Annotated in this window: 30 protein-coding genes; 6 read left to right on the forward strand and 24 right to left on the reverse strand. The window is 45.8% G+C overall.

Annotation, left to right across the window (positions count from 1 at the left end):
* Positions 1–3 precede the first annotated feature (3 nt).
* Positions 4–1,086 (reverse strand): GPR endopeptidase, encoded by a 1,083-nt coding sequence (gene gpr / locus JOC27_RS03920; protein WP_205005702.1) that lies wholly within the window; start codon positions 1,084–1,086, stop codon positions 4–6.
* Between the two features lie 221 nt (positions 1,087–1,307).
* Between gpr and rpsT the strand changes: the two genes are divergently transcribed.
* Complete coding sequence (gene rpsT, locus JOC27_RS03925) at positions 1,308–1,574, forward strand: 30S ribosomal protein S20 (protein WP_205005703.1); 267 nt, start codon at positions 1,308–1,310, stop codon at positions 1,572–1,574.
* A gap of 234 nt (positions 1,575–1,808) precedes the next feature.
* Here rpsT and holA read toward each other — a convergent pair whose 3' ends face one another.
* The 4 genes from holA to JOC27_RS03945 all read right to left on the reverse strand — a co-directional run bounded on the left by holA (position 1,809) and on the right by JOC27_RS03945 (position 7,276).
* Positions 1,809–2,834: a DNA polymerase III subunit delta gene (gene holA / locus JOC27_RS03930; RefSeq protein ID WP_205005704.1), complete on the reverse strand. Its 1,026-nt coding sequence runs from the start codon at positions 2,832–2,834 to the stop codon at positions 1,809–1,811.
* A 557-nt stretch (positions 2,835–3,391) separates the two neighbouring features.
* Entirely contained in the window at positions 3,392–5,722 is a 2,331-nt protein-coding gene (locus JOC27_RS03935) for a DNA internalization-related competence protein ComEC/Rec2 (protein ID WP_205005705.1), read from the reverse strand.
* On the reverse strand, positions 5,706–6,287 hold the full coding sequence (locus JOC27_RS03940; RefSeq protein ID WP_205005706.1) for a ComE operon protein 2: 582 nt from the start codon (positions 6,285–6,287) through the stop codon (positions 5,706–5,708). Before JOC27_RS03940 ends, JOC27_RS03935 begins: the two co-directional genes overlap by 17 nt.
* Before the next feature lie 293 nt (positions 6,288–6,580).
* Positions 6,581–7,276 carry a helix-hairpin-helix domain-containing protein gene (locus tag JOC27_RS03945; protein WP_239529565.1) on the reverse strand — a complete coding sequence of 232 codons (696 nt, stop codon included), beginning with the start codon at positions 7,274–7,276 and terminating at the stop codon, positions 6,581–6,583.
* 110 nt (positions 7,277–7,386) lie between these two features.
* Between JOC27_RS03945 and comER the strand changes: the two genes are divergently transcribed.
* Positions 7,387–8,214: a late competence protein ComER gene (gene comER / locus JOC27_RS03950; protein ID WP_205005707.1), complete on the forward strand. Its 828-nt coding sequence runs from the start codon at positions 7,387–7,389 to the stop codon at positions 8,212–8,214.
* A 223-nt stretch (positions 8,215–8,437) separates the two neighbouring features.
* On the opposite strand, the gene rsfS is transcribed toward comER, so the two are convergent.
* The 6 genes from rsfS to JOC27_RS03980 form a co-directional block, all read right to left on the reverse strand.
* Positions 8,438–8,794: a ribosome silencing factor gene (rsfS, locus tag JOC27_RS03955; RefSeq protein WP_205005708.1), complete on the reverse strand. Its 357-nt coding sequence runs from the start codon at positions 8,792–8,794 to the stop codon at positions 8,438–8,440.
* A gap of 12 nt (positions 8,795–8,806) precedes the next feature.
* A complete protein-coding gene (gene yqeK / locus JOC27_RS03960) occupies positions 8,807–9,373 on the reverse strand; it encodes a bis(5'-nucleosyl)-tetraphosphatase (symmetrical) YqeK (RefSeq protein ID WP_205005709.1) in 567 nt (188 codons plus the stop codon).
* Entirely contained in the window at positions 9,342–9,941 is a 600-nt protein-coding gene (locus JOC27_RS03965; protein WP_205005710.1) for a nicotinate-nucleotide adenylyltransferase, read from the reverse strand. The genes yqeK and JOC27_RS03965 overlap by 32 nt, the downstream gene beginning before the upstream one ends.
* A gap of 13 nt (positions 9,942–9,954) precedes the next feature.
* Positions 9,955–10,251, reverse strand: coding sequence for a ribosome assembly RNA-binding protein YhbY (gene yhbY / locus JOC27_RS03970; protein ID WP_205005711.1), 297 nt, complete (start codon positions 10,249–10,251; stop codon positions 9,955–9,957).
* A gap of 62 nt (positions 10,252–10,313) precedes the next feature.
* Entirely contained in the window at positions 10,314–11,417 is a 1,104-nt protein-coding gene (gene yqeH / locus JOC27_RS03975; RefSeq protein WP_205005712.1) for a ribosome biogenesis GTPase YqeH, read from the reverse strand.
* The gene (locus JOC27_RS03980) at positions 11,417–11,935 is read right to left on the reverse strand and encodes a YqeG family HAD IIIA-type phosphatase (protein WP_239529567.1); all 519 of its coding nucleotides are present in this window, start codon (positions 11,933–11,935) and stop codon (positions 11,417–11,419) included. Before JOC27_RS03980 ends, yqeH begins: the two co-directional genes overlap by 1 nt.
* Positions 11,936–12,337: 402 nt before the next feature.
* Between JOC27_RS03980 and JOC27_RS03985 the strand changes: the two genes are divergently transcribed.
* From JOC27_RS03985 to JOC27_RS04000, 4 genes are all read left to right on the forward strand, one after another.
* Positions 12,338–12,472, forward strand: coding sequence for a sporulation histidine kinase inhibitor Sda (locus JOC27_RS03985; RefSeq protein ID WP_205005714.1), 135 nt, complete (start codon positions 12,338–12,340; stop codon positions 12,470–12,472).
* 287 nt (positions 12,473–12,759) lie between these two features.
* A complete protein-coding gene (gene sigK, locus JOC27_RS03990) occupies positions 12,760–13,461 on the forward strand; it encodes an RNA polymerase sporulation sigma factor SigK (protein ID WP_205005715.1) in 702 nt (233 codons plus the stop codon).
* Positions 13,462–13,597: 136 nt separating this feature from the next.
* The gene (locus JOC27_RS03995; protein WP_205005716.1) at positions 13,598–13,897 is read left to right on the forward strand and encodes an acylphosphatase; all 300 of its coding nucleotides are present in this window, start codon (positions 13,598–13,600) and stop codon (positions 13,895–13,897) included.
* 39 nt (positions 13,898–13,936) lie between these two features.
* Positions 13,937–14,497 (forward strand): NAD(P)/FAD-dependent oxidoreductase, encoded by a 561-nt coding sequence (locus tag JOC27_RS04000; protein WP_205005717.1) that lies wholly within the window; start codon positions 13,937–13,939, stop codon positions 14,495–14,497.
* Positions 14,498–14,696: 199 nt separating this feature from the next.
* Here the strand turns inward: JOC27_RS04000 and JOC27_RS04005 are convergent, their stop codons facing one another.
* The 13 genes from JOC27_RS04005 to JOC27_RS04065 all read right to left on the reverse strand — a co-directional run bounded on the left by JOC27_RS04005 (position 14,697) and on the right by JOC27_RS04065 (position 24,405).
* Entirely contained in the window at positions 14,697–14,918 is a 222-nt protein-coding gene (locus tag JOC27_RS04005; RefSeq protein WP_205005718.1) for a YrhC family protein, read from the reverse strand.
* Between the two features lie 341 nt (positions 14,919–15,259).
* A complete protein-coding gene (locus JOC27_RS04010; protein ID WP_205005719.1) occupies positions 15,260–16,396 on the reverse strand; it encodes a bifunctional cystathionine gamma-lyase/homocysteine desulfhydrase in 1,137 nt (378 codons plus the stop codon).
* A complete protein-coding gene (locus tag JOC27_RS04015; RefSeq protein ID WP_205005720.1) occupies positions 16,393–17,343 on the reverse strand; it encodes a PLP-dependent cysteine synthase family protein in 951 nt (316 codons plus the stop codon). Before JOC27_RS04015 ends, JOC27_RS04010 begins: the two co-directional genes overlap by 4 nt.
* A gap of 180 nt (positions 17,344–17,523) precedes the next feature.
* A complete protein-coding gene (mtnN, locus tag JOC27_RS04020) occupies positions 17,524–18,228 on the reverse strand; it encodes a 5'-methylthioadenosine/S-adenosylhomocysteine nucleosidase (protein ID WP_205005721.1) in 705 nt (234 codons plus the stop codon).
* Positions 18,229–18,281: 53 nt separating this feature from the next.
* Complete coding sequence (locus JOC27_RS04025) at positions 18,282–18,923, reverse strand: class I SAM-dependent DNA methyltransferase (protein ID WP_205005722.1); 642 nt, start codon at positions 18,921–18,923, stop codon at positions 18,282–18,284.
* A 331-nt stretch (positions 18,924–19,254) separates the two neighbouring features.
* Positions 19,255–19,803 carry a YrrS family protein gene (locus JOC27_RS04030; protein WP_205005723.1) on the reverse strand — a complete coding sequence of 183 codons (549 nt, stop codon included), beginning with the start codon at positions 19,801–19,803 and terminating at the stop codon, positions 19,255–19,257.
* Between the two features lie 380 nt (positions 19,804–20,183).
* Positions 20,184–20,654: a transcription elongation factor GreA gene (gene greA, locus JOC27_RS04035; RefSeq protein WP_205005724.1), complete on the reverse strand. Its 471-nt coding sequence runs from the start codon at positions 20,652–20,654 to the stop codon at positions 20,184–20,186.
* A gap of 150 nt (positions 20,655–20,804) precedes the next feature.
* Positions 20,805–21,449: a uridine kinase gene (gene udk, locus JOC27_RS04040; RefSeq protein WP_205005725.1), complete on the reverse strand. Its 645-nt coding sequence runs from the start codon at positions 21,447–21,449 to the stop codon at positions 20,805–20,807.
* A 2-nt stretch (positions 21,450–21,451) separates the two neighbouring features.
* Positions 21,452–22,120: an O-methyltransferase gene (locus tag JOC27_RS04045; protein WP_239529569.1), complete on the reverse strand. Its 669-nt coding sequence runs from the start codon at positions 22,118–22,120 to the stop codon at positions 21,452–21,454.
* 27 nt (positions 22,121–22,147) lie between these two features.
* Complete coding sequence (gene mltG / locus JOC27_RS04050; RefSeq protein WP_205005804.1) at positions 22,148–23,242, reverse strand: endolytic transglycosylase MltG; 1,095 nt, start codon at positions 23,240–23,242, stop codon at positions 22,148–22,150.
* A 143-nt stretch (positions 23,243–23,385) separates the two neighbouring features.
* Entirely contained in the window at positions 23,386–23,712 is a 327-nt protein-coding gene (locus tag JOC27_RS04055) for a DUF1292 domain-containing protein (RefSeq protein ID WP_205005726.1), read from the reverse strand.
* Positions 23,672–24,142, reverse strand: a complete 471-nt coding sequence (gene ruvX / locus JOC27_RS04060; RefSeq protein ID WP_205005727.1) for a Holliday junction resolvase RuvX — start codon at positions 24,140–24,142, stop codon at positions 23,672–23,674. Before ruvX ends, JOC27_RS04055 begins: the two co-directional genes overlap by 41 nt.
* Entirely contained in the window at positions 24,139–24,405 is a 267-nt protein-coding gene (locus JOC27_RS04065; protein ID WP_205005728.1) for an IreB family regulatory phosphoprotein, read from the reverse strand. The genes ruvX and JOC27_RS04065 overlap by 4 nt, the downstream gene beginning before the upstream one ends.
* Between the last annotated feature and the right edge of the window lie 63 nt (positions 24,406–24,468).

Consider the following 24,468-nt stretch of genomic DNA (forward strand, 5'->3'; position numbering starts at 1 on the left):
CGATTAATGCGTATAAGCACCGACATTTGTTTGATCAACCTTGCCATGAAGCGCGGCGTTGAGCCCTTCAGCAATCACATTGCCCATCTTTTCAATGAAGAAGTCGACTTCTTTCGGGGTGACCATCAGCTGTGTCCCCGCGGCGCCTAGTGCTTCCTGAATCAACTGCGCCTTTTCCTCGCTGCTGAGTGTACCTATCAAGCCGAGAAAAGCTGCGCTCTTTTCTTTGCTCGGCATTTTCAGCTTCTGGTAGTCGACTTTCTCGCCGAACGGCATCCATGAAGGGACAAGTGATTGACTGGGTGCTTTCTCCGACATCTCGCGATTCAGGTGCTTAAGCATCAGGTCGAGTACATCACTTGTAATGGTCACCGCGTCAACAACGGTCGGCACGCCGACGGCAATGACGGGAATTCCAAGTGTGTTATAGCTTAATTCTTTACGGTTATTTCCGATTCCTGATCCAGGATGGATGCCGCTGTCGGCAACCTGAATAGTTGTATTAACGCGTTCAATCGAACGGGCGGCAAGCGCGTCAATCGCAATCAAAAAATCAGGCTTGGTTTTCTCAATCACACCAAGAATAATATCGCTAGTCTCGATTCCCGTTACGCCCATAACCCCCGGAGTGATCGCACTGACCGGTCGATAGCCCGCTTTCACGTTCTGCATCTGCAAATCAAAAAGATGCTTCGTAACCAGTACATTATCAACAACGCTCGGTCCCAGGGCATCCGGTGTGACTTTCCAGTTACCTAGCCCAACGATCAGGCAACTCGCTTCCGGTTTGATATTTAGATCGGTCAGAAATCTGGCAAAATAACGAGCAAAAACTTGTTCTGCGTTTTTTTCGACTTCCGTATCGCTGCCTCTAAGTTCCTTCGCTTCAAAAGTTAGGTAATCGCCTGGTTTTTTATGAAATTGTGGGGCATTATCTTCTTTTATTCGCATACGCGTGATTTTAATGCCCTTTTCGACTTTTTCACCGAGCATGACACCACTATCAACCATTGATTTCCGTTCACCGGATTCAATCGCCAAGTCGGTTCGTACTTCGAAATCATGCATATCAAGATTTTCTGTCATTTTGAGCTGCTCCCATCCGTATCGATTCACTTGCTAATTTAAGGATGTTCGTCTCTCACTTTTTTCATTCATCATTGCAAATAAATGCAGGCTTTGGTACAATACAATTTGTCAGAATTAATCTCTATTTACGAGAATGGCTGCATTTTCCGGGACCGACACCGTTCCTGCAGCCTTTGTTTATGACTGGCCGGGAATTGAAGGATCTGGAGGTGAAAGGAATGCCGAATATTAAATCAGCCATCAAGCGCGTTAAAAAAGGCGAAGCAAATCGTCAGCACAACGTGCAGTTTAAATCAGCGATGCGTACGGCGATTAAGACGTTCAATGCTAAGGTTGACGATAAGGACGTTGAAGGCGCCAAAGCCGCTTTTCTTGTTGCACAAAAGAAAGTGGACAAAGCAGCAACTAAAGGCCTGATTCACAAAAATAAAGCAGCTCATGAAAAATCGAGACTGTCTAAAAAGTTGAATGGTTTGAACGCGTAAGCACCATTAAAAAAGAGCGAATCCTTTTGGATCCGCTCTTTTTTATTTCTTAACTATGTTTAAATTTAATATTGTTTTTCTGACAAAACAGAGAATGTGTGAGACACCTGCGGGAACAGCACGCCAGTGAGGCCCCGCAGATTCTAGCTTGTCTGAGGCTCGCGGTGCGCCCGCGGCAAGCGAACACATAGCAATAAACGATTAAAGACAACAACCGATTTTAACAAAGCCTATTTATTCAGAACAAGCAATCTGATGGATTAGCAATTCGAGCGCCAGAAGTTTATCTACGGCACCGGTCTTGATCCGATAATCGGCTTCCGCGCAGCGACTGAGCGCCCGGGTGAGCATCTGCGGCGAATACTGTCGCGCTTGATCCGCAGCCATTCGCACAGCGAATGGATGGATCCCAATTTTCGAAGCCATACTGCCCTGCGTATAACCCGCTTTCTGGTAATAACCGACTTGATAGACAATTCGGAACTGCCGCTCAAGCAATGCCAGAAGTTTCAGCGGTTCTTCCTTCATGCGCACAAGATCATGCAAAAGCCGTAATGATTCAGCCGTATTTTTTTTCATGACCTCATTCACAAGCAGAAAGACGTTTGACTCAATCGATTTGGAGCCGACAGTCAGCACAGTTTCCCGATCAATCGGCCGATCGGTTCCACAATAAAGCGCGCATTTCTCAACCTCGTGCGCGAGCTGACCAAGATTTGTTCCAACCGAAACAATCAGCTGTTCATGCGCCTCACGCGTATAGGAAGCACCGAACTGTCGCGCAACGTTCTCCATCAGTTGAAAAATCGTCGAATCGGACACTTTGGAGAGTTCATGAACCTTAGCCTTTGTCTGCAGGACCTTTACAATTTTCTTCCGCTTGTCCAATTTTTCATACGGTGCGAGAAGGATAAGGACTGCGTCTGGAGCAGGCTGTGATAGATAGTTCTCTAAAGCGCGGCTATCTTGTTCAACCTTGCTTTTGATTTTTTCAGAAGTTAGAAAAAAGGCATTCTCAAGCACAACGACTTTACGCTCGCCAAAAAAAGGGATTGTTTCCGCATCTTCAAGCGCGACCTTCAGTGCCACCTCTGTCATATCGTAAACCGACAAATTGAAGTCGCGTTCCTCTGAAGAGAGCGCTTCTTTGATCAGTTTATTTTTCATCAATTGAATTAAATAATCCTGCGTCCCATGCAAAAGATAAACGGGAGCAAGCGGCAGCTGGATCGATAAATCCGCTGCATTTTCTTTTGCCATCGCCAGCCCTCCCCTTACCTTACTTTAACGTCCCTTCTTCAGAAAGACAAGCTAAGAAAAATTTGCAAAAATTACGTTTCGGCTGCTCGCTTGCCGCGGACGCATCGCAATCCTCGAACAGTCAATAGTCTGCGGGGTCTCGCTGGCACGCTGTTCCCGCAGGCGTCTCGCACCTGCGCTTTATTTTTACAAAAAAGCCTTATTCCTTATCTTTTTAGAAAAGCAAGCGATCGCCTTATTTGCATTAAACTGCTTCGGTTGCTCGCTTGCCGCGGGCGATCCGTGAGCCTCCTCAGACAAGCTAGAATCTGCGGGGGCTCAATTGGCTCGCTTTTCCGGCAGGCGTCTCGCACCTCGCTGCATTTTCACGCAATGAGCGATAAAAAAAGGGCGGCAATTTAGCCACCCCGGAAATTTATATAAACGTCCGTTTATCGTTCCCTAGGTCAACGACATCCAGACGATGTTCGTGCCTTTCTGTTTCTATGTTATCCTATGTGTTTCGAAAGTATGGGTGACAACTCTTGTCAGCGAGCATAAATATTGGCAATTTTCAATCATTCAGCTGTCCGCACATGCGTCAGCCGACGACCGCGAAACTCAAAACGCAAGTCTCCCGATCGGTCTGTCCGCATTACGTGAATCCCGTGTGAAGCCAGCCGTGCCAAAACATCTGGATGCGGGTGTCCATAGCGGTTATTTTTCCCGCAGGAGACAATTCCGATTATTGGACGCACATGCGTCAGCCACTCTTCTGATGTCGCGCTACGGCTGCCATGATGGCCCAGTTTTAAAATATCAGCCTTTACCTGCATCTGACGATTCATAATTGCTTGCTCGCCTGTTACGGACAAGTCGCCAGTGAATAACCAGCTTATTCCACCGAGGCGCGTGCGTATGACGAGTGAATTGTCATTGCTGTCAGGTGCGCGTGCAAGCGGCGAAATCACATGAAAAGCTGTGTTGCCTAAATGCAGCGTATCGCCAGCTTGCATCGAGGACAAGGAAGCTCCGTCAGTGACGGCTTTTTCGAATAGACGCTTGTCGCTTGTCCGCGGATCAAAATACTGCGAAATAATAATTTTTTTGATTTTGATCTGACCAATAAGCGTAGCAAATGCACCAATATGATCGTAGTCCCTATGCGTCAAGACCAGAGCGTCTAAGCTGTCAACACGTAACGCGCGAAGTTCAGGCAGCAGAGTCGCTCTGCCGACTTCGTACGGTTTGCGCCGCTGCATCCAGCGCGGTTCGCGGTATGGCAAAGTGCCACCGGTATCAATAAGCAGATTACCTTGCCGATGCGGGAGCTGAACCAAGATGCTGTCTCCTTGGCCAACGTTGATAAATGTGACCGCGCCGGTCGGATCGATAGCATCGCTAATACGTACCGCAGCGTAGATCACAAATAAAGGCGTACAGAGGATGATTAATGATTTCAGCCCTTTTGTTCGTTCCCATAAGCAGAAAGAGGCGCTGATTACGACAAATGAAAAAAAGAGCAACCACCCCGTCATCGCGCCGTAATTCAATTGAGCTTCAGGATGACGGTAAAGAAAAAGCAGCAGTTTTTGCGGCATATCCAGACAAGCATCGAGTAAATAAGAACTTATAGCGGCGCAACCAGGAAAAAGGCGTGAAATAAGATAGGCAAGCGAGGACATGGGCAGAATAATGTAGGACAGATAAGGGACATAAAAAATACTAAGAAAAGAACTCATGAGAGAGAGGCGGTAGAAATGACCGATAACAATTGGAAACACAGCCAATTCGCTCGTTATCGCCAGAGCGAACAGACGGACACCCGTCGCTTTGTATTTTGCCAGAAGACCCGGCCCGGCAACAATCAGCGTGAAGGTAACAATAAAAGATAATTGAAAACCTAAGTCTGAAATAACTTTTGGATCCCAGACGACCATAATCAAACAAGTAAGACTCAGCACATCACTCGCTCGGACGGGATGCCCACGGCTGAGCGAGGCGAGAAGGATGAAACAAGCTGTCAAACCCGAGCGAACAATCGAGGCCTCACCGCCCGTCAAAAGGACGTAAATCGGGATCAGCACGAGAAAGAGTAGGGTTGTGTATTCCCTGACAAAACCGATCCGGCGTAGAAGAAAAAAAAGCGTTCCAAAGATAACGGCGATATGCATGCCGGACACAACAAGCAGGTGAACGAGACCGAAATACTGATAAGCACTTGAAAGCTCCGGATCCATCAACTGATCGTCACCAAAGACGAGCGAGGCGATCATCTCAGCACTTTCCGGTGAAAAGCGCGCATGGACAAATTGAACTTCTTGCTGTCTGAAGCGTTTCAAACGGCTACTCAACGTCTCATCCAACCCGTACCGGATGGGTTCGTCGCCGGTTTTCATCTGCCAGTAGACATGATGCTGCTTCAGGTAATCCCTATAGTTAAATGCATAGAAATTTCCTGGAAGCGGCGGTTTTTCCAAAGTACCCTGCACGCTGCAAATCAAGCCAGGTACGAGCTGCGTGCTCAATTTACTTTTGACAGATGCTGAAGCAATTCGTTCGACAACACGAATCGGTTCGCCTCGCTGCGTCCTTAAAGTGAATGTCGCCTGATTGCCGTCGATTATTGGAAGATCGATAATCTCCCCGGCGAATCGCGCCTGCCCGCCGCGCAGAATTGTCCCATGCTCCTGAATCAGAAGCCAATCAGCAGCAACAAGTAGGAGAATTGAGAAAATCGCCGCAGCCAACACCCATTCATTTTTTATTAGAAGATAAAGCAGGTAGGCGAATACAATCAATATCGGAAAGAAGCGGAACGACCCACTGCTGAACGACCACGCTGAACAACAAGCCGCGAATGCGAGCAAATGCCACTTCCCTGAAAGGGCATCAGTTATCTGGAACAAATAATCGCTCCGCTTGTTGCTGGAGATCGCAGATTTCTTTACCGCTCGCACCATTAGCCTCAATTTTGGCAAGCAGTTCGCTGATATAGTCAAGCTGTTTGGACGTGTTGTCAACTTGTCCTGGCAACGAGATTCCTTTTTCCAGCGGCACTTTTTTTACTTGAACACCCGCCATTTGATATAGCTCCGCAGCATACGCGTCGTTTTTATAATCGTTGGCATAATAGACCGTTTGGATACCCGCCTGTATAATCGCCTTGCAGCATTGTAAACACGGATAATGCGTCACATAAATTTCTGAATGATCAGTGGGCTCGCCGAATTTAGCGCATTGCAGAATAGCGTTCATTTCTGCGTGAATCGTACGCACGCAATGCCCATCCTTCACATAGCAGCCATCATCGACGCAATGCGTCCCCCCGGAAATCGAACCATTATAGCCGCCAGCGATAATTCGTTTATCTCGGACGATTGTCGCGCCGACAACAAGCCGTGTGCATGTACTGCGCGTCGCGAGCAAATGGCTCTGCGCCATAAAATATTGATCCCAGGAAAGTCTCTTCATCATTTTTCCTCCATCCAATCCGTTTGCGGTTTCTTTTTTCTATCCGAGTTTTATTGTATCAAAAAAGAGAAAGGTTTGGCGTAGACATATCCATTTGTGACAAATGCGCTTCGGTTGCTCACTTGCCGCGGGCAGGACGGGAGCTTGCTCAGACAGGCAGTAATAACCTATGGGGTCTCCCCTGTCCTGCTCTTCCCGCAGGTGTCTCGCCCCTTCACTGCATTTTTTGTGCAAAATCTTATTCATTCTTATCTTTTGAAAATAAGATGCTTGTCCCTGATATTCCCATTCCGTTAATTAGTCGTCGCTGCTGGTTTGATTTTTTCTAGCGTTTTGTCGCCGATTCCGCTAACATTGTTTAAATCATCCACACTTTTAAAAGGGCCGTGCTCCGTTCGGTATTGAAGGATAGCCTGTGCTTTTGCCGGACCGATACCGGGCAAATTCTGTAGCCCGGTAACATCCGCTTCATTGATATTTACCTTTGCCGGTGTACTGCCACCTGGCGCATTGTCCATCGTTTGCGCGTCACCTGATACCGCTGAACTGCTGCCTGCAACCTGCGGCAATGATTTTTCTCCTTTTTTCGGTACATAGATCACCATTTCATCTTTAACCTTGAGCGCCAGATTCATTTGATTGACATCCGCTTTCGCTGTAAAGCCTCCGGCTCTCTCAATTGCATCATTGACCCGATCGGTCGTCTGCAATGGATAGACGCCAGGATGTGCAACGGCGCCTTTAATATCAACCATGATCGTGTCCGTCTGACTGCTGGACGCGCCTCCTGCTTCCTGCCCCGAACTCGAGTCTTGCTGCATTGACGCAGCGGATTCATCCGGCTTTTGACTCAGCAATGCGTCTGTTTTTTTCAATTCGGCTTGCTTTTCAGCAGAAGCATGGGCATGATAGACGAAAAAAACAATCGCAAGCAGGCAGCAGAGGATGCCGACAATCCAGGGTTTATATTTTCTCCATATCTTCTCCAAAAGATCAGCTCCTGTACAATGGATCGTTCCCAACAATTTTTGATCGGCATAATTCATTCTTCCAATTCATACAGATCAAGAAGGAGACTGCATAGATCGGGGTGTTTCGCATGAAGTTCGGTATTATTGGAACGGGGAATATGGGGTCGCTAATCGTTGACGCGCTGATTAAGAGCAAATCAGCGAAACCCAAGCAACTTAATATAACAAACCGAACAGAAGGCAAAGCTCTGGCACTGCAAGAAAAATATCCAGGTATTTCTGTCTTTGCGACTCCTGACGACGTTATCCGACGGTCGGCAATCGTTTTCATTTGCGTTAAACCACAACAATTCTTTCCGCTTTTACAATCAGTACGCGGTCTATGGCATTACGATCAGATCGCAATTTCGATAACGAGTCCGATCACCATAAACCAGTTGGAATTACTGATTCCATGCCAAGTCGCCCGTGTGGTGCCGAGCATCGTTAACCAAAGTCTTGCCGGAAGCACATTGGTCACATTCGGCACACAGCTGACCGATTACCAGAAGTTTAAGATCTGGAATCTTGTCGGGCGTTTTTCCCGTCCAATTGAAATCAGCGAGGAAAAGATTCGTGCAGCTTCGGATATCTCAAGTTGTGGTCCGGCCTTTCTTTCTTTCGGACTGGAAAAAGTAATTGAAGCTGCAGCGGCAATCACACCACTTTCAACAAAAGAGGCTACAGCTTTGATCTCAGAAATGATTATCGGATTTGGAAAGTTACTTGAAGACAAAACCTATTCACTTGCGGAACTGAAACAGAAAGTAACCGTCAAAGGCGGCGTCACCGGGGTCGGTCTCGATGTGCTTGCACAATACGACCAACGTGTATTCGAGCAGCTTTTTATTGAGACACAAAAGAAATTCGTTGAGGACCATCAAAAGATTGATCCAATGTATCGAGCAGAGGAATAATCGTGACTTATAAAGAGGGAAAAAGGTATATACTATCAATTCAACAAAATAACCGGGATCCCTGCATCCCGGAAAAATTTTTAGCAAATCTTTAGTCTCGCCAATCTTTAGCAACAAATACAAAAAAATTCAATCGTCGCTTATCGTGGACACCAGAACGCCTTCGCTGTATTTTTCGCGCAGCGTTCCTAAACGTATTAGAAAAATGTAGAGAAAAAGCCGCTTAAACAAGCGGCTTTTTCTCTAATGTATAGACAGGCGCATCGCCCCATAATTTTTCCAACTGATAATAATCGCGTTCATCTTTATGAAAAACATGTGCCACAACATCGCCTAAATCGATCAACACCCAACGGGCTTGATCATAGCCTTCCAGTCGGTGCACGGTCACTCCTTTTTCTTCCGCCGCTTTTTTAATCGCGGTTGCTATCGCTTGAACCTGCTTATCCGAATTCCCGTGGCAGATGAGAAAATAGTCAGCCATAATGGAGATGCCACGCATCTTCAGCATCACAATATCCTCAGCCTTCTTGTCGTCAGCAGCTTCAGCAAGATATTTGACCCATTCTTCACTATTCATTCAGTCACCTCATCAATTATTTCTTCCTGCAAGATCATTATATGCTTCAAATGTTTTTGGATAGACACGCTGACGCTTTTCCATCAAATAGATCGTTGTTTTCTGCAACTCCAGAAATACCGCTTCATCGAGATCATGTTTAGCCGCTTCGCGGACTTCATCCACACCAGGAAAATCACGACCGGGTTCAATATAATCCGCGAGAAAAATAATTTTTTCAAGCAGCGACATGCCCGCCCTTCCTGTCGTATGATAGAGAATCGCCTGTAATATCTCCGTGTCATCAATACCACACTTCTCTTCCGCGTAAATCGCTCCGGCCGGTGCATGCCATAGTTTGTCGGAATAACTCAGAAAATCCGTGCCATAATCCGGCCTTCGTTGAAGCATCGCTGTTAACGCATCATCCGGAAAATATTTAGCAATATCATGGAGCATTCCGGCAAGTTCTGCCTTGTCGCGATCAGCGCCATATTTCGCCGCCAGTTTTCCAGCTGTCTGGGAAACACCGAGCGAATGCCGATAGCGCTTCGAAGGCAGCAACGCTTTAATTGCCTGTTCCGCTTCCATTAATTCCATACAGCTGTCTCTCCTTAATATAATCTAAGACTGTGTCAGTCAGAAAATATTTGCACGTCCGCCCCTCACTGAGCCTTTTTCGCAAAGCACTTGACGAAATATCGAGCGTTGGCATTTCAATATAGGAAACATCGGCAAACGCTGGTGGCCTTGCGACATAACCCGGCCGGCTGAATCCAATAAACGAGGTCAGCTTGCACAATTCGGCGACGCCATGCCAAGTCGGCAAATCGTTAATCATATCCGCGCCGATAATAAAATAAAAACTGCATTCTGGATATGTCCGCCGCAGCGCGCGCAGTGTATCCACCGTATAAGACGGTCCCTTTCGCTCGATTTCCGTCTGTTCCAATTTGAAGCGGTCATTGCATCTGATCGCGCGGCGGACCATTTCCACCCGATCCGCTGCGCTCGAATGCGCAAATTTTCCCTGAACATGCGGCGGCTGGTAGCTCGGAATAAACCAGACCGCATCGAGGCCGCATGTTTCAAGCGCTTCTTCGGCGATTATCAAATGTGCCAGATGCGGCGGATCAAAGGTGCCGCCCATCAAACCTATTTTTTTCATAACGGGATTCTTCTTAACTCCTTGGCAAGTCAATTCTTTGTTTTTCTTTTGACCGTCTGTATATCACCAGCGTTCGTCCGATCACCTGAACAAGCTCAGCGTGAGTTTCCCTCGCTATGCGCGCACCCGCCTCGTGGGGATCCTCAAGGGTATTCTGCAAGAGTGAAATCTTAATCAATTCCCTTGTTTCCAGAGCCGCATCTAGTTCTGAAAAAACAGGCTCATGCAGACCTGCTTTGCCAATTTGAAAAATTGGTTTTAGCGGATGTGCAAGTGCTTTTAAATACTTGACTTGTTTGCTTGATAACACGACTTATTCTCTCCTCTTTCTGTCAATCGCGACAGAAAATAATTTTCCTATTGATCGATTGCCTATCCTTTGATCACGGAGGTGCGCAACGACACGCCGATTGACTCCGGTGCCCAGGCGGATATCCGTGCGCCTCTACCCTTGACTGTGACCCAGCCTAGGCCGGAAAAGACAACATCGGAACTCAGCGCGTCCGTTCGAAAATCGTAACGTTTCAGTACCGGCAGCTGAACCGGATGACTTGGCGGCGTCAACAATCTGCCATACTGCCGCTCATAAAAGCTAGCCGCATTCTCCATTTTGGTCCGATGAATCACGAGACCGCCGGCCGTATAAACAATCAGCGAGCGTCGACCTGGTCCGGCATAATCAATCCGCCCAAGGCCACCGAGGAACAACGTCTGCCGCTCATTGAGTTGGTATACTTTCGGTTTGATCTCTTTCGTTGGCATAATCTTCTTATAATCCTGCGGGTCTACAAAATGGGCCGCCTGTGCTTGATTCATAATTCCTGGCGTATCATAAAGTGTCGATCCGTCATCTAACGGAATGCCAATGAAATCGAGTGTCGTTCCAGGAAAACGCGAAGTCGTTATCACCGCTTCCTCACCGGCATTTTCAATCAGATGATTGATAAACGTCGACTTGCCAACATTTGTCGCGCCAACAACATAGACATCCCGTCCCTCGCGGTAATACTCAATATTTTGACGGACGTCATCAATACCGTGATTCTTCTCAGCACTCATCAACAGTACGTCAACCGGCCGTAGACCGAAATCACTTGCCGAGCGGCGAATCCATGATTTCAATTTATTCGGGTTAGTCGATTTCGGCAGTAAGTCTTCCTTATTACCGACGAGCAGCACTGGATTATCCCCGACAAAACGTTGCAACCCGCTGATCCAGCTCCCCGTTAAATCAAAAATATCAACAAGATAGACGACGAGCGCATCGGCGTTTGCAATCTGTGACAGCAACTTCAGAAAATCATCGGCTGTCATCGATACATCCTGCACTTCATTATAATGCTTGAGCCGGAAGCAGCGGCGGCAAAGCACCGGCTCATGATTAAGCGCTGCACGTGGTACAAAACCTGCCGCCGTTTCATCATCCGTCTGTATTTGAATACCGCATCCCGAACAATAGATTGGTTCCTCAGTCATTATCTGTCCTCCCATTTGAGCAATCCACGCCTTCTCAGTTGCATCAGAATGAAACGCTCAATCAGGCGGTTGATTTTTGTTCCCCAGCCATCATTTGCAGCAACCGGAACAACGAGTATGGAATGCGCACCGATTCGGTTGGCTCCCCAGATGTCGGTCATTATCTGATCGCCGACCACAACGAGCTCGTCCGGTTGCAAATTCATCCGTCGCATGGCCCGTTTAAATCCAAGCGTTAATGGTTTTTTCGCTCGAAATACATAAGGAATCTGAGAATTCCCGGCAAATATCCGTACTCTTTTTTCACTGTTGTTCGTCAGAATCATCGTAGAGATACCTGCCTGTTTCAGTGAAGCAAACCACTTTTCAAGTTCTGGCGTGATTGATGGTTCGTTCCAGGCAACCAATGTATTGTCCAAATCGGTGATTAACCCGCGAATGCCCTTTTCTTTGAGCAGTTCCGGTTGAATCTCCAGAATTGAGTTTACATGCTCTTCAGGCAGAAATTTTTTAAACAATCGTTTCAGCACCCTTTCTTCATTTATCATTTTGCCACATGTTTCCGATTTTACCAACCCCTAGCGCAATGAATTCAGAAATGGTTATACAAAAAAAGAGGAGAAAAACAAGTTTGCGTGTCGAATTTACAATTTATAACAAATAGCGAGCCAAATGAGTCTTGATTATCGAGAAAATGCACAAAACATTTCGACAAAAGCTGACAGTAACAATCATGTGGATAAATTTATCCACATGATTTTCTCGCGTCATTCAGCTTTTCAAACATTTATAAACAAAGAAAGAACAGTTTATCCACTTTAATCTGTGGATAATTCCAAGATTGTCCCTTATTCAAGATCATGATAGAGTGGTATCAGAAATTGAATTGAGCAAAAGGAGGAATCCGGCAACGGAATAAAATGGAAAACATTCCTGACGATTTGCTAATTGAATCCTATATTAAAGCAAGGAAATATAATCTTGGTGAAGATTTTATTAACCTGATTGAAAACGAAATGAAACGACGAAACCTAACAGCCATCAGCGCGGGGTAATCAATTTTTTATCGTCCTGCCTTTCCTATGCATGATGTTGCACTGTTTCTGCCTCTGAAATACCCATCACGTCTTGTAGATTGTTCCCGCCCACTCGTTTATCTTTTGAAACTGCCGTCCATCTCTTGAACAAAACATCAGCTTAATTGTTTTATTATCTCGTATCAATTTTTCTCGCTGCCCATAAACAACGGTTTCATCTTTCTGGTCCATGGGACAGGCACAGGACAGGACAAATGCCCATAAACTAAAGACAGCTAATGATCCTTGCAGAGGAGTGATCCATCATGCTGTCAATTATCGGCGGATTGTCTTATTTGTTCAAACAAGTCTTGCTCCTTGTCTCCTATGTTAAAAACAATGCTTTTCCACAGCCACTGTCGGAGGATGAGGAACGCGATTGTCTGGAGCGAATGGCAAACGGCGATCAAGAAGCCCGGGATAAGCTGATCGAACACAATCTTCGACTCGTCGCCCATATTGTCAAGAAGTTCGAGAATACGAAAGAAGACTCTGATGACCTGATTTCCATCGGTACGATAGGCCTGATAAAGGCGATTGAGAACTACTCAACCGGCCGTGGGACAAAGCTAGCGACATTCGCCGCCAGATGTATTGAAAACGAGATTCTGATGCATTTTAGAAGTCTAAAGAAAACGCGTAAAGATGTTTCGCTAAACGATCCGATCGGTCAAGATAAAGAAGGCAACGCCATTGCTCTGATTGACATCCTTAAGTCTAAAAATAGAGATATTGGCGATGAAATCTCGCTGACCGAGGATATTAACAAAATTCGTGACGCACTGGACGTATTGGATCATAGGGAAACAGAAGTGATCATTGATCGCTTTGGATTGAACGATCAGGAGGAACTGACGCAGCGGGAGATTGCAAAAAAATTGGCGATATCACGCAGCTATGTATCAAGAATTGAAAAACGTGCGTTGATGAAAATATATAACGAATTGCGCCGGAAATCGGGGTTATAATCCGATTTCCGCTTTATCTTTCAGCACTTGCCTGATACTTGATCGCTACTCTTTTTTCCTATTGGCCGCGGATGGTGTACACTAAGGGTAGATAGAAATAGGACAAGCCACCGATTGGGAAAAGGGAGTGCATTTGATGGAAAGATCTGTTCAATTAAAGAACGTTCATCTACTGGTTGAAGGACGTGTTCAAGCAGTCGGCTTCCGTTATTTCACTTGGCAAACAGCAAAAAAGTTGCGGATCTGCGGATGGGTTCGCAACCGTGCGGACGGAGCTGTTGAAATCAAAGCGGAGGGATCAACAACAGACGTGGATGCGTTCATTGCTGCCGTGAAAAAAGGCAGTCCTTTCTCACGTGTTCAACATGTATCCATCTATGTTGCAGACTATCCGGAGCATTTTTCAAGCTTTGAGATTGTGGATTCGCTAGGATAAAAAAGGAAGGAAATTTTTTTAGAAAACGGAGGAATTCGCATGTACGATGTAGCGATTATCGGCGGTGGGCCAGCTGGTCAGAGCGCCGCCATTTTTACGAGCAAAGCAGGTTTGAAAACGCTGCTGGTTGATAACGAAAAAGGTCTAACCCAACGTGCACTCTTGAAAAATCATTACGGATTATTTGAAGCAACTGGAGCAGAACTTGTTGCGGCCGGCCGCAAACAAGCGGAACGTTTCGGAACGGTGTTTCAGCAGGCACAAATTACAGATATCGCAAAAACAGAAGACGGATTTACGATCCATACAGAAGCGGGCGTGTCTTTCGCGGCTAAGCAAGTGATCCTCGCTACCGGCGCAAATGCGGCACTTGCAAAAACCATTGGTCTGAAAACAAAGGACGGAAAAGAAAAGTACGTTAAAACAGTGATTGAAGCTGACGCTGCTGGCCATACAGCCGTTCCTGGCATTTGGGCGGCAGGCGTCGCTGCAGGAGTCAGCGTCCACACGATCGTGACGAGCGGTGATGGCGCGAAAACCGCGATCAACTTGATTAGCGAACTAAAAGGCGAGCGTTATACCGATCACGATAAAGCATAATCCTAATAAAAGAAAAAGAAGAGGCTCCCGTTTCATACGGAAGCCTCTTCGTTATTATCGGGTACAATCCATTTTCGTTCGACAAGAATGCCTTGTTTTTCTTTTCTTTCAATCCGCTTGCTGATCTGATTGCTAACTAAGGATGGTTAATCGATAGCGCACAAACGAAACATTGGATGAGGTCTTCTCATGGAAAGCGTCAATCCAATTCTTTTAATCTCGAAATCCGCCAGTAAAAAAAGATGGCTAATAACGTGAAACCGAAGCTGGATCCGCTTAACACAGCAACTTTTTCAGGAAAAGCAGCAAACTTAGGTAGCAATGAGCCAACGTAGAGAAAAGCACTAAGATAGAGACAAAAAAGTCCTGTTCTCCGGCAATCTATGATCGTAGCAGCAATTTTCCTTTGTTGTTCAGTCAAAGCTGATCCCCTCCATTCGATAAAATCTACTTTACCATGATTCTTTTGAAATTTGTAAGGTAGTTTATGGGAATCTCAATCGATTCGTTTGGACCTAGAATTTCAGAATCGATCGATAGGCACCGATTTGTTAAAGAATTAGGCTTTGCTAAAATCTGCTGTGTTTTTCAAACATTTATTGTCCTGTGTTCGCTTGCCGCGGGCGCACTGCATGTCTCGCTCTTCTACAATATTTTTCACGCAAAATCATTTGATCCCTTAACTGAAAAAAAGACGGCTTCTCGATTAAAGAGGCCGTCCGTTGAATTTTATTAAAAATCTTTTTAGCGCTATAGTGCTGCTTAGTCTTCCAGAGCCTGTCGCAAATCTTCGATTAAATCGTCTCCATCTTCAATGCCAATGGAGAGACGAATCAAGCCGTCTGTGATGCCAAGGGCTTCACGACGCTCCTTTGGAATCGATGCGTGTGTCATTTGTGCTGGAATTGAAATTAAACTCTCCACAGCACCAAGACTTTCGGCAAGTGTAAAATAGCGTGCCTTTTGCAAAACCTTATCCGCAGCTTCGCGACTACCCGCGTCAAAGCTAATCATTCCGCCAAAGCCTTCCGTCTGACGCTTGGCCAGTTCATGTCCTGGATGACTGCTCAATCCAGGATAATAAACGGTATCGACCTTTGGATGGTTGCTCAGAAAATCAGCAATCCGACGGGCATTTTTCTCAATCTGCTCCATACGTAGGGCGAGCGTCCGCACACCGCGAATCAGCAACCAAGCATCCTGCGGCCCAGGGACAGCGCCGACTGAATTCTGAATAAAACCGACTTGCTCTGCCAAATCTTCTGTGGCAACCGCAACCAAACCACCGACCACATCACTGTGACCACCAATATATTTTGTCGCACTATGCAGTACGATATCTGCGCCAAGCTGTAACGGATGCTGCCAGTACGGCGTCGCAAATGTATTATCAACAATAAGAAGTAGACCCTTGCGATGAGCAAGAGTTGCAGTCTTGCGAATGTCGGTAATTTTCAATAACGGGTTTGTTGGCGTCTCAAGATAAATGGCTTTCGTCTGTTCTGTAATCGCTGCTTCTATCGCTTGTTGGTCGCTTGTATCAACAAAAGTTGCCGACAAACCAAGTCGTTTGAATACTTTATCGATAACCCGGAATGTGCCGCCATATACATCGTCGGTGACAATGACGTGATCGCCGCTATTCAGCAACATTAACACAGAGGAAATTGCCGCCATCCCGGAACCAAAGGCGAAACCGGCTTTGCCATATTCCAACTCTTTTATCAATTCTTCGAGCGCGTGACGCGTCGGATTCGCTGTCCGCGAGTAATCATAACCTTTGGTCTTTCCGACCGCTTCCTGTTTATAGGTGCTCGTTTGGTAAATCGGCACTGTGACGCTTCCAGTCAGTGGATCGCCCGTGATGCCAGCATGAATCATTTTCGTTTTTGGTTTCATCGTGTGTGAGTCTCCTTCATTGTTTCTTCTTCAGTTTCATAGATACCTTGACTAAGATAACGTTCGCTGGAATCAGGGAATAGAACGACGATATTCGTGCCTGGCGCTGCAGACTGCGCCTCAAGCAAGGCAGCATGTAAGGCGGCGCCGGATGAACTGCCAATCAACAGTCCCTCCCCCTTCGCCGCTTCTCTCAACCGGCGAAAGGCATCTCGATCGCTAACAGTATAAATTTTATCAAAATACTTGGTTTTAACAAAAGAAGGGATGAAATCCATACCAATCCCTTCCGTTCGATGCGGTGCAGGAGCGCCGCCGTTTAAGATTGAGCCCTCAGGTTCAACGACAACGGTACGGATCAGTGGATTCATTTTTTTCAAATAATCTGCTGTTCCTGTAAACGTTCCGCCGGATCCCGCACCGGCGACAAACACATCAACGTGACCGTTCAAATCGTTCCAAATTTCCGGACCAAGCGTCTCAAAATAGGCGGCAGGATTCAGCTTATTAGCAAATTGGTTCGGCACATAACTGCCGGGAATTTGCGCGGCAAGCTGTTTCGCCTTCGCAACAGCTCCTGCCATCCCAAGATCGGACGGTGTCTGTACAACCTTAGCACCGAGCGCGCGCATTAATTGCTGTTTTTCCACACTGAATTTATCCGGAACACAGAAAATGACGTGAATGCCTTTGCCGATCGCAGCGAGCGCAATGCCGATGCCTGTATTTCCGGCAGTAGGCTCGATGATTGTGCCACCTTTTGTTAATTTCCCACTTGCCAAAGCGGCCGATACAAACTTTTCGCCAAGCCGATCCTTGACACTGCCGCCTGGGTTCAAAAACTCGCATTTAGCAAGCAGCTTGACCCCCGCGGGAAGCGGAAAAGCTTGCAACGCAACGAGCGGCGTCCCGCCTACTAATTCATGAACACTCTGATATAAGGTCATGAAAATTCCCTCCAATATAAAATGGTTAATACTAACACTGCCGAAACAGCTGTACCGGTCAGCAGCAACAGACTGCGCCCGGAGATATGCGGCGATTGATCCGCACATCATTTTTCTTTAAACCATCATACGTTGAAGTTGTAAAAGGTTGTGCCGTTATCGCTGCTTCCATGATTATCGTCATTGCTCCTTTATTGTTTTGACCAGAGCGATGACAAACTGTGCAGAATGCACCGCTGCCTGCTCCAAAAATTTTTCAAATGAAATCTCCGATGCCTTCCCAGCAATATCCGAAAGCGAGCGGACAATCAAGAATGGGATATTAAATCGGTAACATGTTTGGGCAATCGCTGCAGCTTCCATCTCTACCGTAACCATATCCGGAAAGAGTGCGCTTAAAGCTTCAATCCGTTTTCGATCAGACATGAATGAATCGCCGGTCCCAATCGCTCCTTGAATAATTCGGTGGCCTTCAGACAGATCCGTAGCAATTGCTGCTGCCATTGCTGCCAGCTTCGGATCCGGTTGATAGAAAGCCGGCATTCCTGGAACCTGTCCCGGCACATAGTTAAAGGCGGTAGCATCGACATCATGGTGAAAAACCTTGTTTGAAATCACCACATCGCCAATCGCTAAGGACTGATCCGTTCCACCGGACGACCCGGTATTGATCACTAAATCGGGTTGAAAGCGGTCGATCAAAAGTGCCGTGCCAATCGCGGCATTGACTTTTCCAATACCTGATTGCAAAAGGACGACGTCCATTCCTTCAAGCTTGCCGCTATAAAAGTGACAGCCGGCTACTTCGGTTTCTGTTCTGTCTTCCAAACGCTCTTTTAGAATGGCAATTTCTTCTTCCATTGCCCCAATTAATCCGAGTCTCATGAATGCATCCTCCGTAATCTCTTGTGCTTATTTAGATCGTCGGCGCACAAATCTTACACTTCTTTTTCCGCAATGATCAACCAGACGAATTGATTGAGCTGTTTAAAATAAGGAATAAAGCCATGTGTACGAAAAATCCGATATAAGTCGCCGCGCAGCGGATAATACTCTGTCTGTAAATCTTTGAGTAGCGCCAGATAACCCTTCGTTCGCGCCCAATTAAAAATCCGCTGCTTCTCTAAAGAGTTGTCATACAAAGTGTCCGCAAAAACTATTCTACCATTATCGGTCAGCAAACGGTGATAAAGTCCAAGTGCTCTTCCCTTTTCTTCATCTGTCAGATGATGGAAGGCAAAACTGCTGACGATCGTATCAATCGGTTGTTTTGGGGGTGGAAAATTGAGAAAATCACCATCGACAACGTCGATTGTGGAAATCTTTTCCTTTGCCTTTTCACGCATTTTGGCGGAAGGTTCAACGCCGTAAACCGTCAAACCGTGATCGAGCAATTTAGTCGTCAAGTTTCCCGTTCCAGTACCGAATTCGAGTACTTTACCGCGCGCTTTCTCGGCGACCGCTTCCAGTATATCCGAGTAATTGGCGAAAACTTCACGGTACTCGGGACTTTGACCTGACACAGACTGATCATAGTAGTCAGCCCATTTATCGAAAGCACTGATAAATTCGCGTCCCATGATTACCACTCCAATTTTATTAAGTGAAAACAGTAATTCATATTATTATGGTATGAATAATTGGTTATGTGGTACCAAGTTACCACATATCGTCAATATTTTCAACGATAAATACTTTCTATCAGAAATTGTGGCTTTTTTATTGATGCGGATCAGAAAATCAGGTTTTGTCTGTCTATTATTTGCATAAATTACGCTCCGGTCGCTCGCTTGCCGCGGCGCATGAGTTAACATATTTGCTTGCGACTCTCTTCAACCAGAGATCGATGATAGCTTAAAATAGTGTATGAAAAAAGCTGACCCCGTGGGATCAGCTTTTTACGCACTTCGTTTATGGTTTTTGGACACTGTCTGCCTGCCATTTCCCATTTTTATAAGTCAAATGAACGACATAAATGGCATTTGGCGTAGATTTCGGTGATACACGGGCGAGCGACATATTTGGCGAACCGCCATTACCCAACCAGCGGATCGTCATTTGATCGCTGCTGATCCCGGTCGCATCTGAAATTGCCTTAACCTGAGCATTCCAATCTGCTGACCCTTGATCATAGGAAGCTTGATGGTTTTGATCAGCAACGCTGCTACTTGAATCCACCGAACTGCTGCTTTCATTATTGGAGACTTCTCCGGATTGCGATTGGGAAGACTTCGCTTTTTTTGATCGATGAGTGGCTGTACTCTGACTCTGCTGTTTACTCGAAACACTGCTGGAAGCACTGGAATTAGACGATGTCGCATGGAATACGGTGATTAAAATGAAACAGCCGATAACAAGAATTAACAGTGAAACAATTCCGATTGTCCAATTCAGCATCCGATCCGTTCTGCTTTTACGTTTTTCAAAACGGGATGATCCATACCCTCTATGGTTTCTCATTAAGACTGGTCCTCCTCATTGACAGAACTTAAACTTTAGCATGACCGCGCCAATCGGTTGGTCACTTGAACAGTATGGCATACTTTGTAAATTCTGCCAAAGGCTGAAGAAAAACACATATTAAATAATTCGTTTATCAGCACTTTTAATGGCTGTCCTAAACGAGCATCAAATTCGATACTCTCTAAGCGTATGACTCAATTTATGAGTCATGCAAATTTCAATTCACCTTTTACAGGATCAAATTATTAATGAAGCAAAATCAGCTCACGCATAGATGGTTTCAGTACTATTTCGTATGCCAAAAAGGCGCAAACCATCCGATCTTGAAAAGATGCGAATATTTGCGCCTGGCAACTCTTCTTTAAGAAGAGCAGCTATTATTCAACTTTCAGGATTTTCACACGAATATCGCCGCCAGGCGTGCTGACACTGACTTCCTCGCCTACTGACAAACCAATCAGTCCTTTAGCCATTGGTGAATCGTTAGAGATTTTACCTGCGAACGGATCAGATTCAGCGCTACCGACAATCTGATACGTCTCTTCTTCTCCGTCAGGCAACTCTTTAAAGGTCACGGATTTACCGATTTTGACCACATCGGTTGTTTCGTCGTCCTCAATAATGACCGAATTGCGAATCATCTGTTCAAGTTGAAGAATTCGTGCTTCGACAAAAGCTTGTTCATCTTTTGCCGCATCATATTCCGAGTTTTCGGAAAGATCGCCAAAACCGCGAGCGATTTTGATACGCTCGACAACCTCTTTACGTTTTTCTGTCTTTAAATATTCCAATTCTTGTTCCAGTTTCTCTTTTCCCTCAGCCGTCATATAGTGAAGCTTTTCTGACATGTGCCGTCACACTCCTGTTATGAATTTCTTTCTCGTTTATTCATTTAGATGCTTTCAATATTCGCCTACCGATGGCGATCTGAAAAATAAACCCATTGATTGAAAAATAACCATTTAATGAACTTGTTTTTATTAGCCCGTCTAAAAAACTTAATTTAGAGCGCGTTCATTCTCCTTAAGAATCGTTTGGATCTTAGTGACCATCAGATCAATCGCAACCGTATTTTTGCCACCTTCCGGAATAATAATGTCCGCGTAACGCTTGGTCGGCTCAACAAAACGGAGGTGCATCGGTCGAACGGCAGTTAAGTACTGATTAATCACTGATTCAACGCTTCTGCCGCGTTCATGTGTATCGCGCAGCAAACGACGGATGATTCGCAAATCTGAATCGGTATCAACAAAAACCTTTATATCCATCAGATTTCTTAATCGCTCGTCTTCGAGAATCAGAATGCCTTCAAGAATGACGACATCCTTTGGTTCGACGGGTACAATTTTATCAGATCTTGTATGTACTGTATAGTCATACACTGGTTTTTTTATCGGACGGAATTGAAGTAATTCCTTAATCTGCGCGATCAGAAGATCGGTGTCAAAGGCGAGCGGATGATCATAGTTGGTCAGGAGCCTTTCTTCAAAAGGCTTATCATCCTGCACTTTATAATAAGCATCCTGCTGAATCACAGCAATCGATTGATTAGGAAAACTACGGTAGATTTCGCTTGTAACCGTCGTTTTGCCCGATCCTGATCCGCCCGCAACACCGATCACAATCGGTTTTTTTCTTGACATGGTTAACTATTCTCCTCTCCGACAGACTTTTTTGTACTGATCGCAAGGCCATCGCCAACTGTAAGAAATACGGTATCAAAGTCCGGCTGCTCCGTCAGAAAATGATTATAGGCATCCACCTTATGAACCAGACGATTGAGTTGCTTTTTCTTGACAGCATCGATGTCATAAACAAGGCCGTGAAAGAACACATTATCGGTCAGAATAATTCCACCGGGTTTCAGCAATCCGCTGTAGTTCTTGAAGAGCTTCTCATATTGCGCCTTGGCGGCGTCAATCACGATTAAATCGTAGGGTGCACCCTGCTGAACGGCTGCTGGCGTCTCAGTTGCATCGCCTTCAACAATCTGGATCGATGAAAGAAAACCAATTTTCTCAATATTTTCCTTTGCTTCGGCAATCATCTGCGGATCGCGTTCAACTGTCGTGATCTGTGCAGCTTTACCTGCGGCAAGACGCATGCGAATGGCAGAATAACCGATCGCTGTTCCGAGTTCAAGAATCCGTTTTGCACCAATCCACCGGATCAACTGCTGCAAGAAAGCCATCGCGGAAGGCTGCATAATCGGTATATAGATTGCCTTAGCCTTCGCTTCCATTTTTTTCAGCAAATCATTCTCAGCAGGCGAAAAAGCAGCCGCGTACGCTGACAACTTTTCAAAATCAATCAATCAGAGTCGTCCTTTCCAGACAAAAAATTATTGATTTGACCATTCATTCTGATACTTCTGCACGATCTTTTGATGCTCGGCGTAAGTGGCCGAATAATAGATCTTGCCGTTTGGCCGGGCATAGAAGAAAAGTGCCTGAGAATGAATCGGGTTCAGGACCGCCTGAATCGCGTCAACAGCCGGACTGCCAATCGGCCCAACCGGGAGTCCATCATGCGTGTATGTGTTGTAAGGATTGCTCTTTTTATAGTCCTTCCGAAAATCGTGGTGCGAATACGCTTCAACTTGCTTCTGTTCGCCATAAGCGACAGAAGGATCGGTCTGCAGACGCATTTTTTTCTTCAACCGGTTATATAGGACGCCGGCTATCTTGCGTCTATCCTGAGTGCCGGGCGCCTCCTGCTCAACCATCGAGGCCATAGTCAGTATCCGGTGCACCGAGCCCAGCGAATTTCCAGCAATCTTACTGGAAAAAACGTGCAATGTTTTACCCGTCTGTTCGAGCATTGGATCAATCACTTGCTGAAGCGTCAGATGACCTTTTCCTTTTGTATAAGAATACGTACCTGGCGCTAGATAGCCTTCAAGCGGATAGCGAACGCCTTTGTTCAGAATCACTTTTGTTAAGAATGGGTATTTGTTCATAAAATGTTTTTGAACGTAATTCCGATCCGCCATCTGCTGCAGAACCTGCTGTTTGCTGCTGCCCGTGACTTCGGCAATTTTTGGCGCTATTTCGGCAACCCACATGCCCTGACGGACGTCGATAACAAGCGTAATGCTGCGATGTGCGCCTGTCTTCAGATCATTAATGATCTTCCCAACAGACAGCGAACGGTCAAAGGTATACGTGCCGGAACGGTATGTATTCACATGATTCCAGCGGGCATAAAATTCAAACGCCCATGCACTACGAATCAGCTGCTTTTCCTCTAGTAGATGGGCAATATCACTAATCGTGGATCCATTCTTTATTTCTACCGTAACCGGTTGATGACTGCTTGGTTTCACTGGATCCAGTTCATGTCCATAAAATTTTGCAAAGCTCCAAGCGCTGATCGCCGCAAGGATGATCAGTGCCGCTGCAATCAACGCAGCTAGACGCCAACGAAATTTTTTCATTTTCAAACGAGACGCTCCCTTCGCAGAGTACCTCAACAATTATACACTATGTTTTTCTTTTGTCTGATTTTTTTCGACATTTTTCCATCACGCATCGAAAAGCGTATAAAAGAAAGAGCCCTGATGGCTCGGGCTCCTTCAGTTTATTCCTCTTCCTCGTCGCTGAATGTGTTGATCATTTCTTCAACCATTTCCCATTCCTCATCTGTATCAATTGGAAAGAGTTTGAAATCTTCGTCGCTTTCGCCTTCTTCATAGCGGAAGGCAAAAACTTCGTCTTCATCGTCTTCTAAATCCGTATCTTCATTCTCTTCGACGGGTTGGCAGACAACATAGGATTTGCCTGTCTCCGGAACATCGAAATAGAACAAAACGTCAAATAAATTTTCCTCGCCATCCATCGGAATAACGATTCGTTCCTGCTCTTCATCACTCGGCAGGATAATTGGGTAATGCTTGTGATCGCTCATCTCTTTTTTGCTCCAATCTATTTTTATCAAGATAGCTTTGCAGGATTAATACTGCAGCTTCCTTATCAATAACCTGTTTTCTTTTCTTGCGACTGACATCTGCCGCAATCAGGATTCGCTCAGCTGCTGCTGTTGTCAGCCGTTCATCCCATAATTCCACTGTCTTGCCGGTTTTTCGGCGCAGACTCTTGGCAAATCCGCGCGATGCAGCCGCACGGGCAGATTCGCTGCCAATCAAGTCTCTCGGCAGGCCGACAACCATTTTATCGACTTCATACGCATCGATCAATTCTAGAAGGCGATTGAACAGCAAGTCTTTACGATGCTCAGCGTAGCGAATTGTCTCAATGCCTTGAGCAGTCAGGCCAAGCGGATCACTGATCGCGACGCCAACTGTGACTGATCCGAAGTCCAGACCCATCGTTCTCATTCTTTATCCCACTTTTTCTTCAGGTAGTAAGTCACCAATTCCTCAATAATTTCATCCCGCTCAATGCGACGAATCAATTTACGGGCCTCTTGATATCGAGGGATGTATGCTGGATCTCCCGAAATGAGATAGCCGACGATTTGATTAATCGGGTTATAACCCTTCTCTTCTAATGCGTCGAAAACTTGAAACAAAACCTCGCGGACGTTATGCCGGTCCGGATCGCCGAAGTTGAACTTCATCGTTTTATCCATGTTCGCCATCATCCCCCAATATGCCCAGTATCTGTTCGATCAAAACGAATTTTCGTCAAAAAGTAGCGGTGT

Source organism: Sporolactobacillus spathodeae, assembly GCF_016908935.1.
GTDB classification, from domain to species: Bacteria; Bacillota; Bacilli; order Bacillales; family Sporolactobacillaceae; genus Sporolactobacillus; species Sporolactobacillus spathodeae.